Here is a 19,148-nt window from a genome sequence, read left to right on the forward strand (position 1 = left end):
ATTTTTAGCCGTGATTTGACCTCGCGCACAGAGCTCTTATTAAGTAATTATCCGATTATAAACCCAAAGCAGGGCAAAAAGCGACCACGACGGATCGCTTGGGGAAGATAGGTTATTTTTTGAGGAGGGTGTTGACCACTTCCCACAGATTGTCATGGGAACCGGCCATCGGCACATCGGTGAGCCATTGGCCGTTCACCACCATGGCTGGCACCCCGTTGATGCCGTAATCGTTGGTAAGCTGGCGGGCCTGACTGACTGCACTTTTGACCTGAAAGCTGTCAAACATGGCTTTGTAGTCTTTGGCCGAAACCCCCATAGGCTCGACAAAATCTGCCAGGGCATCAATGCTGAACACCTGTTTGCGATCTCGATGCACCGCATCAAAATAGGCCCGATGAAAGTCGTCTTCAATGCCAAGGAATTTGGCGGTGTAAAACACATGCGCCATAAACACCCAGTTGGGGTTGTCGAGCACAGCGGGAATGCGTTCAAAGGTGACGGAATCGGGCTTGGCTGCCAGCCAGTCATGCACGCTGTCTTCCAGATCGTAGCAGTGGGAGCAGCCATAGTAGAAGAGCTCGGTCACTTTGTTTGATTGGCCGGATTTGGGATTGGGCACTTTTTTGTAGTGCTGTCCCAGTTCAAAGTCGGCGGCCTGCGCCCCCGACAGGGTCAAAGCGCAGGCTGACGCACCGACAGTGGCCAGAAATCGACGTCGATTCAACATAAAACAGTGTCCTTTAGAGTTCGCCATAGGAATGCAGGCCGGACAGGAACATGTTCACACCCAAAAAGGCAAAGGTGGTGATAAACAGACCGATCACGGCCCACCAGGCCATAGGCTTACCGCGCCAGCCTTTGGACATGCGAATGTGCAACCAGGCGGCGTAGTTCAACCAGACAATCAACGCCCAGGTTTCTTTGGGGTCCCATGACCAGTAGCCACCCCAGGCTTCGGCCGCCCACATGGCGCCGAGAACGGTCGCAATGGTAAACCAGGCAAAACCAAGGGCGATGGTTTTGTACATCAGGTCATCCATGCTTTCAAGGCTGGGCATGCGCTGTACAAAACTGGCTTGCGAGTTGGATTCCTTGAGTTTGGCCACAATCAGGTAGGCAATCCCCACCATGGCCGCAATGGAAAAGGCGCCATAGCCGACAAAATTGGCGGGCACGTGGATTTTCATCCAGTAGCTTTTCAAAGCAGGCACCAGCGGTTGAATTTCGTGGGCACCGCGATCAAACGTATACCAGAGCAAAAACGCCACCGAGGCACTGACGATCAGCATCACAAACCCGCCCATGGCGCGGGTGCGCATTTTCTGTTCGTAGAACAGGTAAATCAGGGTCGTCATCACCGCAAACAGGATAAACACTTCATACAGGCTGCTCACCGGAATGTGACCGTAATCGGGGTTGATCAGATAAGATTCATGCCAACGCACCATCATGCCAACGGTGCCCATGACCGCGCCGGCCCAAGCCAGGAAACTGGCAAATTGATTGATGGATTCCGATTTGGCAAACAGCCCGCCAAAGTAAGCGGCGGTGGCGATCACAAACAAGGCGCTCATCCACATAATCGCCGATTGGCTTGAAATCAGGTACTTGAGGAAAAAGGCGGTTTCATTGGCTTCGTAAACATTGCCGTTTTGGATGTAGATCCAGATCGCCAGCAATGAGAGCACAGCGGTGGCGTAAGAGTAGGGTTGAATGCTGGGCCAGAAGCGGCCGAACCAGATCCAGAACGCGGCAAACCCGATCAGAATGCCTATTTCATAGACATCCATCAGCGACCCGAACACGTCCCAGGCAAAGTAACTGCCCAGCAGGATCAGTGCGGTCCAGATGGTATCACGCAAGCCCCAGGGTTGGCGTTCGGTTTTCATCTCCAGAGAGGCATTGGCTGTGCTCATAGTGGTCACCTATTGTTTAATTCCGGTCTGTGCCTGCAGGGCGTCGACCAATCGATTGAATTCCTTTTCCGTCTCCGGCAGCGGTTTGGTGTCCTTACCGGCGACGGTCAGCGTCTGATGATGGTTGTCAAAGGCCAGCCAGACGCGCTTCTGGCGCATATAAAACAGGAAGAATACCCCGATTATAAGTAAAGTACTGCCAAAATAAACGACATCTTTCCCGGGGGATTTTGTGATCTGCAGACCTGTCGACTGAATGTGGGTAAAGTCCTTGAGCTCAAAAAACAATGGCGGGCCGTAATTGGACAGGCTGTTGAGCACCACCATGGCGTCCTCGAACCATTGTTTGTTGAAGTCGGAGATGGTTTCCAGGTCCTGTGTTTCTTCTTTTTCCAGCACGCTCAGATACAGCGTCTGCAAAGCCAGAGACGTCTGGTTGATGTAATAATCACGCACGCGTTTCTGGTCTTCGGCCGGCACGTTTTCTTCCACAAAGCGGGTAATACCGGTAAAGCCCTGACGGCGGAACAGCATCAGCAACTGATTCATCAGTTTCAGCTGCATTTCATGGGTGCGTTCGTCCACGCCTTCGGCCGGTAAGGCATCCTTCAAGGTGGCCTGAGTCCGATCCGGGTCATTGATCAGCGTCAGGAATTCAAAAAAGCGATCCAGCTTTCGGTTCTCGTCCGCGGGCAGGAACAGGTAGCGGAAAGGTTCCGCAGTGGCGGTGCGCATGCCGGTCATGTAAAACCAGCGGCCTTCCTGCTGGCTGGGCACCATAAAGTTTTCGTATTCCCAGGCCTTGCCTTCCTCGTTGCGTACTTTGAAGATGATGGAGGGGCCATTGTTGTGCATTTTTTTGCCGGTTTTGGCCTGTTCTTCTTCGCTGTTGGGCACAATGTTATGCAGTTTGAAATCGTTGAATTCAATGCGGAATTTGCCCACCGGGGTGTTGATGGTTTCGATCTGATCCACAGAGGTGTTGAGTTCAAGCGGTTTGAATTCACGCGCCAGCAACGGGTGGACTTGCAAATCTAATTTGGATCCGCCATCCCCGAACGATGATTGATAAATCGCGTAGTTTTTATAATAAAGCGGTTTATTGACCTCAATGGTTTTGCGGATGGGTTCATCCAGCTCCGGGGAAGTCAAAACCAGATCCGAGGCATAGTTTTTGGGCATGCCGGTGTCGTAATACTGAATGCGGAAATCTTCGACATCGATGGTAAACGGCAGTTTCTGCACCAGAAAACCGCGATCATAGGGCAAAAACAACACATCGGTTTTCTGACCTTCGGCCACATTAACGGTCCCGCGGAAGGAGAAGTTTTCGTCGCCCACCCAGGATTTCTGCGGAATCTGGCTCAATGGCACCGAACGGGTTTCCGGGGCCAGGTTGCCGCTGAGTTCGCGCGCTTTGAGCAACAGATTACTGTCCATGAGGCCGCCCACACAGATCACGATGATCGACACATGCGTCAGGATGTAACCCCAACGGTTCCAGCGCCCTTTCATCCCGGCGATCGTACGCCCGTCATCGCGCTCATGCTGTTTGACCTTGTAACCCTGTTGTTCCAGCAACTGGGTGGCCTGATCGGCGTCAAAATGATCCGGGGTATACGTGATCGACTGTGGTTGGTGTTTGTAGGCATTCAGCGACAACCCTTCGCTGAACTGCTTCATGTCTTTCAGAAAACCGGGGGTGTTTCGAGTCAGGCACACACCCGTGGAAATCAACAGAAACAGCAACACCAGAATGAACCAGGCCGCGCCATAGACGTGAAACAGCCCCAGTGAATTGAACACCTGAGTCCAGAAAGGCCCGAATTTGATGATGTAATCCTGAAACGGCTGGTTTTGCTGCAAAACCGTGCCGATGACCGAAGCAATCGCCAGCATCATCAAAAGGGTCACGGCCAGGTTCATCGAACCGAGGAAAGCGCCCCATTGAATGCGATGCTGTTTTTTTGGGGCCGTGTCAGGCTTGGCGTTTTGGTTGTCTGGCTGGCTCATGGCAACTTATTCTGGTCAGAAGGATTCAAAAGATTGTAAAGTATACCGACTTTGAAACCATTGATAAACAATGAAAGGAACCCCCATGCCGCACCCACTGTATCAGAAAGCGCACTTTCTGACCTCGGCCCCCACGTTGGCCGCCTGCCCGCCGGATACAGGGCTGGAAGTGGCGTTTGCCGGTCGCTCCAATGCCGGTAAATCCAGCGCGATCAATGTGCTCACCTCACAGAAAAGTCTGTGCCGGACCAGTAAAACCCCGGGTCGCACCCAGCTGATCAACTTTTTTGAATGCGACGAGCAACGGCGACTGGTGGATTTGCCCGGTTATGGCTACGCCAAAGTGGATGTCCAGACCAAACTGGCCTGGCAGGCGCATCTGACCGATTACATCGAACAGCGTCAGGCCCTGCAGGGACTGGTGCAACTGGTCGACAGTCGCCGACCGCCAACCGAGATCGATTTGTTGTTGCTGGAATGGACGCTGGAAATGAACCTGCCGGTGCATGTGCTACTGACCAAAGCCGACAAACTCAAACGCGGTGCGGCCAAACAATCATTGATGCGCATGCAGCAATTGACCCAAAACGAATTTCCCCACGCCAGCGTGCAACTGTTCTCAGCGCTCAAACGCGAAGGCCTTGACCAGGCCTGGTCAAAACTGGACCAGTGGTTTCAGTTTGGGCGGGATTAAATCAGTGAATAGCATTATTTGACGCCAGCTTGATATTTACTGTTTGTGCGTATATCTTAGTATCTATAAAAACTGAGGCTTAAGTTACATGCCAGCAGTAAGGTTGAAAAATTGGTAGCATCTCCTTTTCCAGAAAAAATAGGTAATACTCTATAACCCGTTAAATCATCAGGTTTAATCAATAAGCTGGCAAATAATAATGATAAGAGCGCCAATACCCAATAATTAGGTAATATTTCTATACAAAAATGTTATGTGTATACGCTATGAATGTTATCGAAATCTTGTCATCCAAGGCACCGTGTTAATGTCCTCTTATATTTTTTTGAGAACCGTGAAGTATGCCTGAAGAGCTTGCTTTCCACAGCAGAGTCTGCGGATCAGACCATTCTGACGCTGATATCGTTTTCATCCATGGCCTAACGGGAGATCCTGAAGAGACTTGGCAATCTGAAGAAACCGGTGAGTTCTGGCCTGAGTGGCTTTGCGACGATATTCCTAACGTGGCCGTCCATTCCCTGGGCTATCCAGTCAGTTTTTTTGGCAAGTGGGCAAAAAAGGAGATGAACCTCTACGAGCGAGCGGCCAATGTGCTCGAGGCCATGGTTGGCCGAGGAATTGGAGAAAGTCCGCTGGTTTTCGTATGCCATAGTCTTGGAGGGATTCTCGCCAAGCAGATTATCCGGACGGCATCTGATTCTGATGACGAAGACTGGAAGCAAATTGCCTATTCTCTCCGAATGGTTGTGTTCTTGGCTACGCCTCATAAAGGCTCGTCATTGGCGTCAGTTCTTCATGCTTTCATGCCGCATTTTTCCTCGCGTCATGTTAGTCTACTTACCGATGATTCTGGAGCATTGACTGAATTGAATCAGTATTATCGGAACTTCGCCAGTGGACATAGCGAGTTAAAAACGGTGGCCTTTGTCGAGACATTCAAGACTCAGAAAGCAGCGATAGTCGTTCCGAAAGATTCTGCCGACCCAGGGGTTCAAGGAACTCAGCCTATTCCTGTCGATAAGGATCATATCAATATCAGCAAGCCCAAGAACAAAGAGGATGTCGTCTATATGAGTTTGGAGCGTCGCATTTCCAAGATGCTCCCCAAAGCGACCGGCAGCGGCAATGGAGGGTTTCCTGCAGACGACTACGGCGAACAATCCGAAGATGACCGACGGGACTTGTTACAAAAGCTAATTGACGCGGGGAGGCAGCATGAATACTCAAACGCTAACCGCTACCAAAACAGTTTCGCTCGTAACTACGCGAAACTGGGTCTTTATACAGAAGAACGCGATCGGAACGACGGCCTGCTTTCCGAAGTAGAACAGCATTTCATGACCCACATCTACCACCCTCTAATTTGCAAGGGTGCGCCCGATGGCAGTGTGCAAGATGCCTTGCAAGAAAAAGTCATTAACCCGATCTGGTCTCGGCACCAGCATGTCCGCAATTTTTCTCACAAAACGGTCCTCGCTGCCTTGTACTTTTTGACGGAGCAGTGCTACATCCGTTGGGACCCGGAACAATGATGACTAGGATCTGGTATCCGCAGCTTGATATTTACCACGCGATTCGGCGGATTGCGGCGTTGCTGTATTTTTGGGAGAAGAAGACGGCCCCTTTGGAGCGTCTGTACATCTTCGATTTCTACTTCGCCAATCCACCGCTTCTGCATAACGTACACATGCCTGCCGATGTTCGAGAAACATTTAAAGAGCTGGTGATTCAGAAGCCCGAAAAAACGTTCTTAACGTACCCGACGCCATCCATTCTCTTTCACAAAATGGAGTCAATTCAAAAGAAAGCCGTTCAAGCCATGGTGGCCAAAAACCTCTTGAGCTCGGAGGCACTCCATAAAGGGAAGGCTTCGCTATCCAGTCTCGGTGAAGAGTTCGTAGAATCTCGCGTTGTGGGTAGGCTTTCTGAGAAAGACGCCAAGTTGATCGAGTTCTTGGCAAGAAGCTTCAGTCAAGTCGCCGAAGGAGATTCGGTAGATCTGCGAAAAAGAACCGGATTGAGAAGGATGGTTTAATACATGAATTGCCCGCGATTCACACTCAACAGACTACGCGTATTGCGTCATGGCCATGTTGCCTATGACCAAGAGTTTCATGAAGGCGTCAACATTATCCGTGGCGAGAATGGATCGGGAAAATCGACGATCGCTGACTTCATCTTCTACGCACTCGGGGGTGAGTTTGATTCTTGGAAGGAGGCTGCCGCACGCTGCGACGAGGTGCAGGCAGAGGTGGTTACAAACCATGGAAAGCTAACTCTCATAAGGGAAATCGGAAACAAGACCACGCCCATCAAAGTATTTTTTGGCGCATTTGAACAAGCGGAAAACCATGCGTTGGCTGGCTGGGAAACTTTCCCTATTCGAAGATCCGAGAAACGCGAGAGCTTTTCTCAAGTTCTGTTTCGCTCACTTAATATTCCTGAGGCTCAAAGTGTCGGTGCCTCGAATATTACAATGCATCAAGTCATGCGCCTGTTGTACTCAGATCAAAGGACTCCCTCGACTCGGCTGTTCCGGTTTGAGTCTTTTGACAGGCTAGATATTCGCGAAGCGGTTGGTGATCTGATCTGCGGAATTAGCGGCTATGAGGTCTATGAAATCAGCCTAAAGCTCCGGGACTTGGATGCCGAGTTCGCAAAGGTGAGCCAGAGGCTGACGTCACTAATTCAGGCGTTACCTCATAACGTTGATCTTAATCAGCCGGACAAAATCCATAGCCAATGCCGTCAATTAGATGAAAAAAAGTCGGTGGCATATCAAGAGATTGAAAATGTTGACTCTTTGGTGGACCAAGGTTACTCCAAAGACTTTCTGAAGGAACGGCAATCGGCACAGCAAAGCTTGGTTAAGAAGAAGAGAGTGATGGCCTCCTTAGAGGACTCCATTACGAAACATGAGCTGGAGTTAACAGAGCTCACAAAGTATCAAAAATTTCTCGCAGAACAGGTTGAGCAAGTTAAAGTCGCCGAGAGCACCTTTCAGGCAATCGGTGCAATTGAATTTACCCGTTGTCCCGCGTGCTTGTCGCATCTTCAGCCAGTATCCGACCCAAATGTCTGCAATGTCTGCGGGCAACATACTGATCCTGAGAAAGAAAAATCGAAGTACAACCAGATTCGGCTTGATCTTGAAATTCAATTGCGCGAGTCAAAACAACTTTTCTCAGAACATGAGGCAAGACTCTCCAAGGATCGCGTCGAACTTCGCAGGGTTAAAGGGAGCTATTCGAAAAGCCTATCCGAGTACTCGACCAAATTTGACCTGAGCTCTTCGCCGCGAGACGCCTTCCTGGCAGAGCGCTATCAGCGTATCGGACAGATTGATCAAGAACTCACCCACCTGACAGGTATGTTGTCTGTTGCGGAAGAAGTTCAATCGCTATCTAATCGTAAGCAGGAACTGCAAGGACAAATCACGGACCTTTCGGATCGCCGAAAAGTGCTAGAACGTCGAGCGCAAAAAAGACGGAGTAAGGCGCTTAATGCTGTTTCTGAATGGGGGCGATTGTTGCTTAGAAGCGACCTCGATCGACAGCCCGAGTTCGAGAACCCAGAGCTCGTTGAGCTCAATTTCCGGGATGATGCAATGTTCGTCGATGGGCAAATGAATTTTGCAGAAAGCAGCAACGTCTTCCTTAAGAACACAGCAATTTTCAGCCTGTTCATGGCTGCTGGTAACGATGAGCTATTCAACCATCCACGATTCATTTTGCTCGACAACGTCGAGGACAAGGGGATGGAGGTTGAGAGAAGTCACTTGTTCCAGCGCCTGATCGTCGAACATTCGACCGAACTACGTAAACGCCACCAGGTCATCTATACCACATCAATGATGAACCCCGACCTAGAACTCGATGACTATGTCATTGGGCCACACTATACGCACGATAAACGAACGCTCAGTCTCAAAAGTTAATGATTAGGGCACAGACCATATCGTTTATAAAAGGTATTCTTGTCTTTATGTTTAAGTGCGAAATAGACACATAACAAGAATCAATGGGATCAGACCCTTTTGATTAAAGGCCCTGGATGGTGAGATCATTTTGTTGGATTTGTTCAAGTGGCAAGATTGGCATTGATGCGCGTTGTTCAATTAACGAAGTTTTAACCAAGCCTGGTCAAGATTAGACTTTTAAAAAGCTTGGCAGACCCGAAATCAGGAGGTGGGTATATGCTGACAATGGAAACACTGACGGAATTTTTTGGCTGGGCCTCTGTGATCAATGTGGCGATTCTTTTGTTGTCGACGCTCTCCGTGATCGCCTTTCGCGGCGCGATCACGGGGTTGCATGCCCGGTTGTTTGGACTGGACGAAACCGATCTGGGCCGGGCTTATTTTCAGTATCTGGCGCAGTATAAAATTGCGATCATTGTGCTGAACATTGCGCCTTATTTTGCCTTAAAACTGATGGCGTAATCGCGAGCCGGTGTTTGTTGAATGGATTTGTTTTCACAAACCGAACCGCCCGCCTTGCCGTTTTCCATCCCCAGCGACTTCAATGCCACCGTGCGCTGGGACGAAGCCTTAAAGGTTTTTCGAATTGACCTGCCGGATGGCGAGCTCCTGTTTGCCGATGGGTTTTTCAGCCCGACGTTCAGTGACCGCTGTCTGGCTTATTTTCTGGAAAACGATACTTACGATTGGCAAACCACCGATTGGCGCGGGCTCAGTGACGCACAACTGGCCAAAGTCCACTTCAGAAACATTCACTGGCAGCACGACCGGATCAGGCTCTATGGCAAAACCGTTCCCTTGCCTCGCCTGAGCGCCTGGTATGGCGATCCGGGCAAATCGTATACTTATTCCGGTCTGACTCTGCATCCTCATCCCTGGAATGACGGACTCCGCACGATCAAACAGGCGGTCGAACCGACGGCAGGGGAAAGGTTTAACAGCGTCCTGCTCAACTGGTATCGCAATGGCGAGGACCACATGAGTTGGCATGCGGACGATGAACCAGAGTTGGGTTGCAATCCGGTGATTGCGTCGGTGAATTTCGGCGCGTCGCGGGATTTTGTGTTGCGCCGAACGGACGAGCCCCGCCAGAAAATCAAGATTCCGTTGCATCATGGCAGCTTACTGGTGATGCGCGGGGCCTTGCAGCACCATTGGCAGCATTCGGTGCCCAAACGCAAACGGGTCATCGGGTCTCGGTTTAATCTGACCTTTCGTCGGATTGTGTAAACGAAATTTTGACCAGGCCTGGTCAAAAAGGCAGGGATGTGGGCATAAAAAAAGGGCCGGAGGCCCTTTTTTGCGTTCAACGGGAATGAATTGGTTTAGAAGTCGAATTCCACGCCGGTTGAGAACATGACCCCGCCATCTTCCTGATCGTCGGCGATGCCGCTGAAGTCGGTGGTGGTGGAAGCCACGTCCAATGTCCAGAACCCAAGCGTCAGGCCAAAAGTGCCGTAGGTATAGCTGGAGCCAGCCATGTTACCGCGCAGACCCAGACGCACATCGGGAATGTACCAGGCCTGGTTGGTGGCGTAGCTGGCGGTGGTGCTCCACCATTGGGTGGCTTCATCATTCAGGTCATTGGCTTCTTTCAGATCGACGGAACCGGCCAGTGTCCATTCACGGTTGGGGCTGAACCACTGGGCGTTGACGCGAAATTGCGGTTCCAGTTCAAATTCGTCGTCCACTCCGAAGGTGGCGTTGGCGTTGCCGGTGGACTGGTCGTTGACATCAAATTTGGGCGAGGTCAGGTTCATCCCCACCAGACCGACCATGTAGTTTTCGGCGGTCCAGTTCACCCCGATGTCGGCAGTGATGTTGCTGTCGGAGGAGCCGGAATCGATGTCGTCGATGTAGTCATTGGTGTCTTTGTCGGCATTGCCCAGGTTGTCGTTGGCGATTTCGCTGAAATCGACCGCTTTGGCGTTGGACAGGATGTCAATGTAGCGAGCGGTCACGCCGACGGACAGGTGGCTTTTGCCATCGCGCAAGACGGTGCGACCATAGCCGAGTGCGAATTCATTCAATTCTTTGTAATGCACGGCCAGTGCGGCATCGCCGGAATCAATGGTCAGATCGGTCCCGTAATTGGCCGTGACGTCACCTTTTTTAATGATTTCGCCCTTGGCTGCCATTTGTCGGGTGTAGTCAAAGGACAGGCCACCGCCGAGTGCGTCATGTTTGATCACCAGAGGCACGGTCACGCCGCCAATCGCAGAGAAATTGCCCCGATTGTATTCGGTCAGAAACGCATTGGTCTCAGTTTGCAGATTGGCCGCATCGCCCGCGGTGTTACTGTTGAGCAGAGGTTTGATCCGATCATCCAGAAAATCCACCGCGCCTTCGAGGCCATCGGTTTCGGCCTGCATTTGCAGGGTTGCGCCCAGCCCATAGCGAGCCCCTTCGGTGTCGGCGACATTTAAGTCGTTATTGGCCGGGTTGGCGAGAGCACTGTAGAGCGAGTTGGGGTTAGAGCTGTCGCCGTAGCCGATGTTGGTGCCGATGGGCGTATAGCTGGAAGGGGCGGCCATCGTGGCGGAAGCGCCCAAGCCAGCCATGATCACGGTGAGGGATTTGAGTAAGGGTGTGTGTCGCATAAAGCATCCTTTTTGTTGATGACGGAAGCCGTTTTCAGTGTGCAACCGCTTTTTGTCGTATTTTTATGCCCAATCGGGCAACGTCAATCTTGACCGCTCTCTGGTGAAGACCCGCTCAGTGCGCCTCGTCCCAGTTTTTGCCCTGGCCGATGTCGACGATCAATGGCACGTCGAGTTTGAGGGCCGATTCCATGGTGTCGCGGATTTTGGGTTGAACCGCTTCGAGGTCTTTTTCCGCCACTTCAAAGATCAGTTCATCGTGCACCTGCATCAGCATGGTGATGTCGTGGTCGGTCTGATCCAGCCAGGGTTGGAGTTGGATCATGGCGGTTTTAATGATGTCGGCGGCCGTGCCCTGCATGGGCGCATTGATGGCGGTGCGTTCGGCGTATTGGCGCAGTTGGCCGTTGCGCGCATTGATCTCGGGCAGGTACAGACGACGGCCTTTCAGGGTTTCGACGTAGCCTTTTTCCTTGGCGAGCTGTTTGGTGCGTTCCATGTAGTCGGCCACGCCGGGGTAGCGGGCAAAATACAGATTGATGTAGTCCTGTGCCACATTGCGCGGTACCTGCAATTGTTTAGCCAGACCAAAGGCGCTCATGCCATAGATGAGACCGAAATTGACCGCTTTGGCGCTGCGGCGTTGCTCGGCGGTGACCTGATCCAGCGGTGTGTTAAAGATTTCCGCCGCCGTGGCCTGGTGAATGTCCTTGCCTTCGGAAAAGGCTTTGAGCAATCCCTGGTCACCGGACAGATGCGCCATGATGCGCAGTTCGATCTGTGAATAATCCGCGGCGATCAGCTGGTAGCCATCGCGGGCGATAAACGCCTGACGAATGCGTCGGCCTTCGGCGTTGCGAATCGGGATGTTCTGCAAATTGGGCTCGGTGGAGGACAGTCGTCCGGTGGACGCCACCGCCTGCTGATAAGAAGTATGCACGCGTCCGGTTTTGGGGTGAATCTGTTTGGGCAGCGCATCGGTGTAGGTGGATTTGAGTTTGGCCATGGAGCGATACTGCAAAATCATGTCCGGCAGTTCATAACCGTCTTCGGCCAGTTGCACCAGCACCGGCTCGGCGGTGGAAGGCTGGCCTTTGGGGGTTTTTTTGACCACCGGAATGCCCATGCGTTCAAACAACACTTCCTGCAGTTGCTTGGATGAATTCAGGTTGAACTCGACCCCGGCGCAGTCATGCGCCGCCTGTTTCAGGCGGGTCAGTTTCTGGTCCAGTTCGTAGGAGTGATCGGCCAGCATTTGACGATCAATCAGCACGCCGGTGTGTTCCATATTGGCCAGCACCGGCAACAGGGGCATTTCGATGTCGGTGAAGACGGCTTTGAGCGCTGGGTCGGCCTGGAGTTTTTCCCACAGGGTCAGGTGCAGCTGCAGGGTGATGTCGGCGTCTTCGGCAGCGTAAGCAGCGGCCGGTTCGATTTCGATCTGATTAAACGTTTTCTGTTTTTTGCCTTTGCCTGCAATGTCTTCAAAATGCACGGTGGCTTTTTGCAGGTAGTGTTGCGCCAGATCGTCCATGTTGTGGCGGGTGGCGGTACTGTTGTAGCAATAGGATTCGAGCATGGTGTCAAAATCGATGCCCGCGAGCGTGATGCCGGCGTTTTTGAACACATGCCAGTCGTATTTCAGATTCTGGCCGATTTTGGGCAAAGTAGGGTCTTCGAGCAAGGGCTGGATCTCGGCCAGTGCTTGCGCGCGATCCAATTGTTCGGGCGCGCCATCGTAGTCATGCGCCAAAGGCAGATACGCCGCATGGATTTGATACGGACCGCTGTCGGTTTGCTCCGCCCAGGCAAAACTCAGTCCCACAATCTCAGCCTGCATGGCACGCAAACTGGTGGTTTCGGTATCAATCGCAAAACGTCCGGCGTCTTTTAAGCGTTTTAACCAGGCCTGGTAAGTTTTATTATCCAGAATGGTTTCATAAGGCGCGGACTCAAAGGCAATGTCGTCGGTTTCATTGTTGCTGGCTGGCGCTGTGCGGGGGGTCTGTTCGCTGGTTTTCTTGCCATCAATCTTTTGCCCACCGATCTTTTGTCCACTGAACGGCAGCTCACCTTTGAGCACTTTGTTGAGCCAGCTTCTGAGCTCAAATTGCTGAAGAAGATGTTGCAACTGCTCCATGTCCGGGGTCTGGCGTTTGATGTCGGCCAGTGCGATCGGCAGGTCACAGTCGGTGCGAATGGTGGTCAGTTTTTGCGACAGCTTGAGCTGATCAATGTTGGCGCGCAGGGTTTCGCCGATTTTGCCGCCGATTTCGTCGGCATGTTCAATCAGGTTGTCCACAGTGTCGTATTTCGCCAGCCATTTGGCCGCGGTTTTGGGACCGCATTTGGGAATGCCGGGGATGTTGTCGCTGGTGTCGCCCACCAGCGCCAGATAGTCAATGATCTGTGACGGTTTCACGTGGAACTTTTCCGGCACGGTCTCGGGCGTCATCAAGGTGTCGTTCATGGTGTTGATCAGGGTGATGTGATCGTTCACCAGTTGCGCCATGTCTTTGTCGCCGGTGGACAGCAGTGCGTCCATTTTGACTTCGGTGGCCTGATGCGCCAGTGTGCCCATCACATCATCGGCCTCCACGCCCTCGACCATCAACAGGGGAATGCCCAGCGCCTTGATCAGTTGATGAATGGGGTCGATCTGTACGGCCAGGTCTTCGGGCATGGGTGGGCGATGCGCCTTGTAGTCAGCAAACATTTCGTGACGAAAATTTTTGCCTTTGGCGTCAAACACCACGGCAATGCGCTCGGGTTGGTACTGTTCAATCAGCTTGCCTATCATGTTGATCACGCCGTAAATGGCGCCGGTCGGATGGCCTTCGGAGTTGGTCAAAGGCGGCATGGCGTGAAAGGCGCGAAACAGATACGAGGACCCGTCCACGAGGATAAAGGGGCTGTCAGGATTGAACGAAAGTGAAGCGTCAGTCATAAACCAAGTCTGTGCGTTTGGGGCCAATTCAGGCGCGCATTTTGGCGCGAAGAGGCCCTATGCTAAAATAGCGCCAAATTCTGACCCTGGCCGGTGAAGGGTGCCCGTGAAAAAGGGCGCAAGTCATTGGCCGTATTCTAACCTTTCCGGGAATATTTGGCATGTCCGTTTACACTCAGGTGAGTCACACCGATCTGCAGACGTTTCTGACTCAATACGATTTGGGCGAGCTCACGCATTTTCAGGGCATCAGTGCTGGCATTGAAAACACCAATTACTTTGTTGACACCACGGAAGGCCGCTTTGTGCTGACCATTTTTGAACAGCACACCTTGGACGAACTGCCGTATTTTCTCAACATCATGGCCTTTATGGCCGAACATGCGATTCCCACCGCGCATCCGATGGCAGATCGGGAGGGGCGCTACCTGAAAACGCTGAAAGACAAGCCGGCGGCACTGGTCGAACGGTTGCAGGGCAGTGACCTGGACACGCCGAGTGTGCGTCAGTGCGAAGTCATGGGCCAATGGCTGGCCAAATTTCATCTGGCGGGTCAGGACTTTGATGATTTTCGGGCCAATGACCGCGATCTGAACTGGGCGCAAACCACGTTTGCACGCCTGACTGACCAACTGCCGGAAGCGGAACGCCGCCTGATCGCGGATGAAATTGCGTTTCAGGGCGAGACCGACTGGTCGCATCTGCCCGGCAGTGTGATCCATGCCGATCTGTTTTGCGATAATGCGCTGTTTCAAGGCGATGAGCTGGCCGGCATCATTGATCTCTATTACGCCTGCAATGGGCCGATGCTCTATGATCTGGCGGTGATGGTCAATGACTGGTGTCGCCTGGACGATCACACACTGGATGCCGACAAAGTGGCCGCGACGCTGGCCGCGTACCAAACCGTGCGCTCTCTGACCGACGCAGAAAAAACCGCCTGGGCTGCGGCGCAGCGCATGGGCGCTTTGCGCTTTTATCTTTCCCGCCTCCAGGACCAATATCAGCCGCGTGAAGGCGAAATGACTCAGATCAAAGACCCGCAGGTATTTGGGGAACTGTTGCAATCCTTGCGCGCCTGATTTGATTTACCATCTGTGTTTGAATGGGCGCTGACAGCGTGCCTGATTGAACATGGAGGAAAGCATGGAGCTTGTCACAGCCATTAGCAGTGCGGTGATGGCACTGGTCTGGGTGATTTATTTTCAGCTGTTTTTCAAACAGTATCAGCGCCGCCGTCGTCCTTATCTGGTGATTCATCATGCCCAGAACGAGCAGATTGATGCCTTGTGTCTGTTGGTCAACATGAGCGAAGAAGCGGTGCACATTCAAGATGTGCAGGTGGAGATCTACCTGACCGGACAGCGCCGCCAGACGTTCACCATCACCGAATACGCCCGTGTGAACCCGGACGATCGCAATTTGCAGCGCATTCTGCGTCAGGGGCCTTTGCAGGCTGGCGGTTATCTGGTGCTGGGGTCGTTCCGTAATTTGATTCTGGGTCGAAAAAGCCGGGAAGAGGACGCGCGTTTTTCATTGCAGGAGGTGTGCGAAATCGAGGTGCGCACCACCGCCATCCATGGCCCGACGCCCTATCCGATCGGGGTGCGTCGTCGGTTTGTGTTGAAGTCCAACCCCGATGACTCGGTCAGCGTCTTTCCGCAGAACATTCATACCGAACAGTTGATCCGGCGTAAGGACCGTCACATCGTGCGAAAATGGTTAGAGCAAAGCCTCAAGCCCAGGGAAAAGGGTCGGTTTCTCACCGACCAGTCTGATCAGGCACACCAAACCTCGGCCACCGCTCAAAGCCGTTCGGGCGAAACCTAGCCTTCACTCTTGGCGGCTTGCGCATCGCGCTCCGCTTTGCGGCGGGCGATGGCGTCCCAGTCAATGTTGTTGCATTCCAAGCATTCTTCTTTAAAGATCCCCAGTTTGACCATCAGGGCATGCACTTTGCAGCCGACACAAAAGCCCAGGATCGCTTCCAGCCACATAAACCCAAGACAGACCCAGACCAGCGTCAGTGGAATCCAATCCGGCATGTAGTTTTCCGTGGTGGGCAAGAGTTTGCTGGCAGAGAGGGTGTTGACCCAGTTGGCGAAGGTGTCCGGGTTGAAGAAAATCAGACAGACGATGATGAAGGTCGCACCGATGCTCCAGGCAAACCGTTTGGGTACCAGCGGTTTCCAGTTGGGGGCGTCTTTTTTGGCGAGCAGACTGGCCAGGTAAATGGTCGGCGACAGACGCGATGTGGTCACAAACAGACCGGCGAGCATTTCAAACAACCCATAAAACAGAACCCAGGTCTGCACTGTGTAGTCGTAGACGCGTTGCGTGGCCTGGACTTCGTAGATGGTGTGCCACTCCCAAGTGGTTTCCAGTGTGTCCACGGCGGTGGTGTTTTCCAGCACGCTCCAGCTGGGGCCGAAGATCACATCGGCCAGCGTGTAGGCCATATAGAGCGGAATCGCGAGCAACATCCCGGCGCGGATTTTGACCGCGTTGTCATTGATGTAGGTGGGGGATTCTTTGGGGTCTCGAAACCACTGATTTTTAAACACGTCTTTGAGCACAGACAGCATGGTGATCTCCTCTGATCAATTCAGTGCCTGTTAATATAACGGTTTGCTTATAAAAAAATAAGTGTTTGAAACATCAAACTTTTTGATTGTCAGATTAAATTGTTCTTACGGAATTTTCACCAGGCCTGGTGAGTTTCAGTGCGCCGGGTCCACCACGCCGCCGAGGCTGGTGTTGCAGCGAAACCAACCGGCAATGCTGACACGGGGCTGCTGGGTGGGCAGCACTTCGTGCGGAAAATCTTCACTCAAAAACACCACCATTTTGCCCATTTCCGGCAGGATACGGGCCAGGGGTTGATCCAGTCTGGCGCTGGCAGGCGGCTCGTTGGCCGCATCGGTCAGATCGCTCACGCGCGGCCAGATCACCAGTTCGCCGCCCCATTCGGCCTGCCAATCAGGGTTGAGGTAGATTACGGTCGTCACCATGCGATTGGCTCGGCCTTTGAAGCTGTCGAGGTGTTTTTTGTAAAAATCGCCTTGTTCATAGCGGGCAAAATGCGCTTCGTATTCAAACAAGCCCAGATAAAACGCCTGATTCAATTGCGTTTGAATCTGCGCCATCTGTGCCAGAAACTGCGTCTGTGCCAGGCTTTGTCCGTCCAGCCAACGAATTTTGTCGCGTCGGATGTCGGCATTGCGCTGGTGCACCGTGCCGCGTCCGATTCCCGCCGGTGTCAGCTGATCGGTTTGGGCGTAGCTTTGCGATTCGGCCAGCAGTTGCTGACAAAGTTTGGCTGACAGGGCCTGGGGCCATTCGTACCAACCCTGGCTGGCAAGGGCATCCAGCATGGCGTCCAGATTGCCGGTTTGAGGAGGAAGGTGGGGAATCCGCTCGGTGGTCATGGTGAGGTCTCTTGAAAGGTTGGGCAATCATCCGCATTATAAAAAGTGACGTTGGCCAAACGTGTCGCAATAAAGGAAGGGCTGAGATTATTATCCCCGAAAATTCGGGTTTTCCCTAGCAAAATCGGACGCGATTGGGTTTGTACAATCTGTATAACTTTGTTAGGGTGAAAAATGAATTCACAATACAACCAGTTAGGAGGTTTGTATGGATATCAATATCGGTATTGAGCAGAAAGATCGTAAAGCCATTGCACAGGGGTTGTCTCGACTTCTGGCTGATTCGTATATGCTGTTTCTCAAAACGCATAATTATCATTGGAACGTCACCGGGCCGATGTTTAACTCCCTGCATTTGATGTTTGAAGAGCAGTACACGGAATTGTTTACCGCGGTGGATGAGATTGCCGAGCGCATTCGTGCGCTGGGTGAGGTGTCGCCTGGTACGTTTGAAGAGTTTTCCAAACTGACCACCATCAAAGAAAACGCGGCGCCCTGTACGGCCGAAGACATGATCAAGGATCTGGTCGCGGGTCAGGAAGCGGTGACCAAAACCGCGCGTGAAATTCTGGATGTGGCGGACAACGCCAACGACGAACCCACCGTGGATTTACTGACGCAACGCATGCAGCTGCACGAAAAGAATGCCTGGATGCTGCGCAGCTTGGTGAATTAAGAATGCATTGATGGCTTCTTGATTGGCTACAAAAAACCCGGCGCTCCTGCCGGGTTTTTTGGTTTTAAGGCTTGGGTTTACCAGGCTTTGTAAGGCAGGAATTTTCCGTTCATGGTGACCACCACGCGATCGCCGGCCGGATTCGGTTCTTTATCAATGTCCATGGTGAAGTCGATCGCACTCATGATGCCATCACCGAATTTTTCATGGATCAGCTCTTTCATGGTCGGGCCATAAACGCCAACGATTTCGTACAAACGGTAAATCAATGGGTCGGTCGGCACCAGCTTATCCCAACTTTTATGGGGGAAAGTCTGCAGGGCCTCGGCGACATCGGGTCCCAGCCCCAGAAAGCTCGCGACCTTTTGTGCTGCGGCTTCGTCCAGATGATTCATGCCCAGACAGGCCGAGGTCGTATACACGTCACTTAACCCCGCCGCGCTGGCAATCGCTTCCCAGCTGGTGTCTTTTTGAGCTTTGGCCAGGATAATCGCTTCGGTCATCGCAACTTTGTCTAACATTGGAATCTCTCCTTTATGAGCGCCTGGTTTGAGGACCGAGGGCGCTAAATGAATTTGTCTGCATTGACACGACTGTGATTGCAATGGTTGTGCCAAAAAATTAAGCCGTTGAAATAAAAGGAATTATTCATTTTTTCATTCGAAAACCGGCCCGTTTTTGTTTGTCTTTGTCAACATTGCTTGGGGTTTGTATGACATTGTTAGACAAAGACGAACATCCCCGTCCTTATATTTCATCTACTTTGTTAATAGTTTTATTTAAGTTTATGTTTTTTAAATAACAAATATTTCTGGCACCTTCTGCGCTACAAGGCCTTCAGTCTGTTTCGAAAACGGATGCCAATTTTTTTAATGCTGACGCAGGAGAACGA

The 19,148-nt window shown here is 52.1% G+C and carries 17 protein-coding genes; 9 read left to right on the forward strand and 8 right to left on the reverse strand.

The features are described 5' to 3' along the window. Window positions 1-112 precede the first annotated feature (112 nt). From AVO41_RS00260 to AVO41_RS00270, 3 genes are read right to left on the reverse strand one after another with little or no spacing between them, the layout of a single operon-like run. Window positions 113-730 (reverse strand): thiol:disulfide interchange protein DsbA/DsbL, encoded by a 618-nt coding sequence (locus tag AVO41_RS00260; RefSeq protein WP_068580878.1) that lies wholly within the window; start codon window positions 728-730, stop codon window positions 113-115. Between the two features lie 13 nt (window positions 731-743). Next, window positions 744-1,919 carry a c-type cytochrome biogenesis protein CcsB gene (ccsB, locus tag AVO41_RS00265; RefSeq protein WP_068580881.1) on the reverse strand — a complete coding sequence of 392 codons (1,176 nt, stop codon included), beginning with the start codon at window positions 1,917-1,919 and terminating at the stop codon, window positions 744-746. A gap of 9 nt (window positions 1,920-1,928) precedes the next feature. Further along, a complete protein-coding gene (locus AVO41_RS00270) occupies window positions 1,929-3,932 on the reverse strand; it encodes a cytochrome c biogenesis protein ResB (protein ID WP_068580883.1) in 2,004 nt (667 codons plus the stop codon). Between the two features lie 85 nt (window positions 3,933-4,017). On the opposite strand from AVO41_RS00270, the gene yihA reads away from it, so the two are divergent. The 6 genes from yihA (at window position 4,018) to AVO41_RS00300 (ending at window position 9,835) form a co-directional block, all read left to right on the forward strand. Further along, on the forward strand, window positions 4,018-4,626 hold the full coding sequence (gene yihA / locus AVO41_RS00275; RefSeq protein WP_068580886.1) for a ribosome biogenesis GTP-binding protein YihA/YsxC: 609 nt from the start codon (window positions 4,018-4,020) through the stop codon (window positions 4,624-4,626). Window positions 4,627-4,967: 341 nt separating this feature from the next. After that, window positions 4,968-6,158, forward strand: a complete 1,191-nt coding sequence (locus AVO41_RS00280; RefSeq protein WP_068580889.1) for an ABC-three component system protein — start codon at window positions 4,968-4,970, stop codon at window positions 6,156-6,158. Continuing rightward, on the forward strand, window positions 6,158-6,661 hold the full coding sequence (locus AVO41_RS00285; protein ID WP_153003438.1) for an ABC-three component system middle component 5: 504 nt from the start codon (window positions 6,158-6,160) through the stop codon (window positions 6,659-6,661). Before AVO41_RS00280 ends, AVO41_RS00285 begins: the two co-directional genes overlap by 1 nt. Before the next feature lie 3 nt (window positions 6,662-6,664). Further along, complete coding sequence (locus AVO41_RS00290) at window positions 6,665-8,563, forward strand: AAA family ATPase (RefSeq protein WP_068580896.1); 1,899 nt, start codon at window positions 6,665-6,667, stop codon at window positions 8,561-8,563. Between the two features lie 258 nt (window positions 8,564-8,821). After that, window positions 8,822-9,067, forward strand: coding sequence for a DUF6868 family protein (locus AVO41_RS00295; RefSeq protein ID WP_082676364.1), 246 nt, complete (start codon window positions 8,822-8,824; stop codon window positions 9,065-9,067). Between the two features lie 21 nt (window positions 9,068-9,088). Continuing rightward, the gene (locus AVO41_RS00300; RefSeq protein ID WP_068580901.1) at window positions 9,089-9,835 is read left to right on the forward strand and encodes an alpha-ketoglutarate-dependent dioxygenase AlkB; all 747 of its coding nucleotides are present in this window, start codon (window positions 9,089-9,091) and stop codon (window positions 9,833-9,835) included. 95 nt (window positions 9,836-9,930) lie between these two features. Here the strand turns inward: AVO41_RS00300 and traF are convergent, their stop codons facing one another. Next, window positions 9,931-11,205: a conjugal transfer protein TraF gene (traF, locus tag AVO41_RS00305; RefSeq protein ID WP_068580903.1), complete on the reverse strand. Its 1,275-nt coding sequence runs from the start codon at window positions 11,203-11,205 to the stop codon at window positions 9,931-9,933. Between the two features lie 115 nt (window positions 11,206-11,320). Then, window positions 11,321-14,152, reverse strand: a complete 2,832-nt coding sequence (gene polA / locus AVO41_RS00310) for a DNA polymerase I (protein WP_068580907.1) — start codon at window positions 14,150-14,152, stop codon at window positions 11,321-11,323. A gap of 161 nt (window positions 14,153-14,313) precedes the next feature. Here polA and AVO41_RS00315 point away from each other — a divergent pair, with 161 nt between their 5' ends. Both AVO41_RS00315 and AVO41_RS00320 read left to right on the forward strand, forming a co-directional pair. Further along, window positions 14,314-15,234, forward strand: coding sequence for a homoserine kinase (locus AVO41_RS00315; RefSeq protein ID WP_068580910.1), 921 nt, complete (start codon window positions 14,314-14,316; stop codon window positions 15,232-15,234). Window positions 15,235-15,298: 64 nt separating this feature from the next. Then, on the forward strand, window positions 15,299-15,982 hold the full coding sequence (locus tag AVO41_RS00320) for a hypothetical protein (protein ID WP_068583132.1): 684 nt from the start codon (window positions 15,299-15,301) through the stop codon (window positions 15,980-15,982). Here the strand turns inward: AVO41_RS00320 and AVO41_RS00325 are convergent. Further along, window positions 15,979-16,737: a DUF4395 domain-containing protein gene (locus AVO41_RS00325; RefSeq protein ID WP_068580912.1), complete on the reverse strand. Its 759-nt coding sequence runs from the start codon at window positions 16,735-16,737 to the stop codon at window positions 15,979-15,981. The genes AVO41_RS00320 and AVO41_RS00325 overlap by 4 nt on opposite strands. 135 nt (window positions 16,738-16,872) lie before the next feature. Further along, window positions 16,873-17,580, reverse strand: a complete 708-nt coding sequence (locus tag AVO41_RS00330) for a 2OG-Fe(II) oxygenase (RefSeq protein ID WP_068580916.1) — start codon at window positions 17,578-17,580, stop codon at window positions 16,873-16,875. 208 nt (window positions 17,581-17,788) lie between these two features. On the opposite strand from AVO41_RS00330, the gene AVO41_RS00335 reads away from it, so the two are divergent. Next, the gene (locus tag AVO41_RS00335; RefSeq protein ID WP_068580920.1) at window positions 17,789-18,256 is read left to right on the forward strand and encodes a Dps family protein; all 468 of its coding nucleotides are present in this window, start codon (window positions 17,789-17,791) and stop codon (window positions 18,254-18,256) included. Between the two features lie 77 nt (window positions 18,257-18,333). On the opposite strand, the gene cynS is transcribed toward AVO41_RS00335, so the two are convergent. Then, window positions 18,334-18,777 (reverse strand): cyanase, encoded by a 444-nt coding sequence (gene cynS, locus AVO41_RS00340; RefSeq protein ID WP_068580922.1) that lies wholly within the window; start codon window positions 18,775-18,777, stop codon window positions 18,334-18,336. Window positions 18,778-19,148 lie beyond the last annotated feature (371 nt).

The organism is Thiomicrospira sp. WB1 (genome assembly GCF_001507535.1).
Lineage (GTDB): Bacteria > Pseudomonadota > Gammaproteobacteria > Thiomicrospirales > Thiomicrospiraceae > Hydrogenovibrio.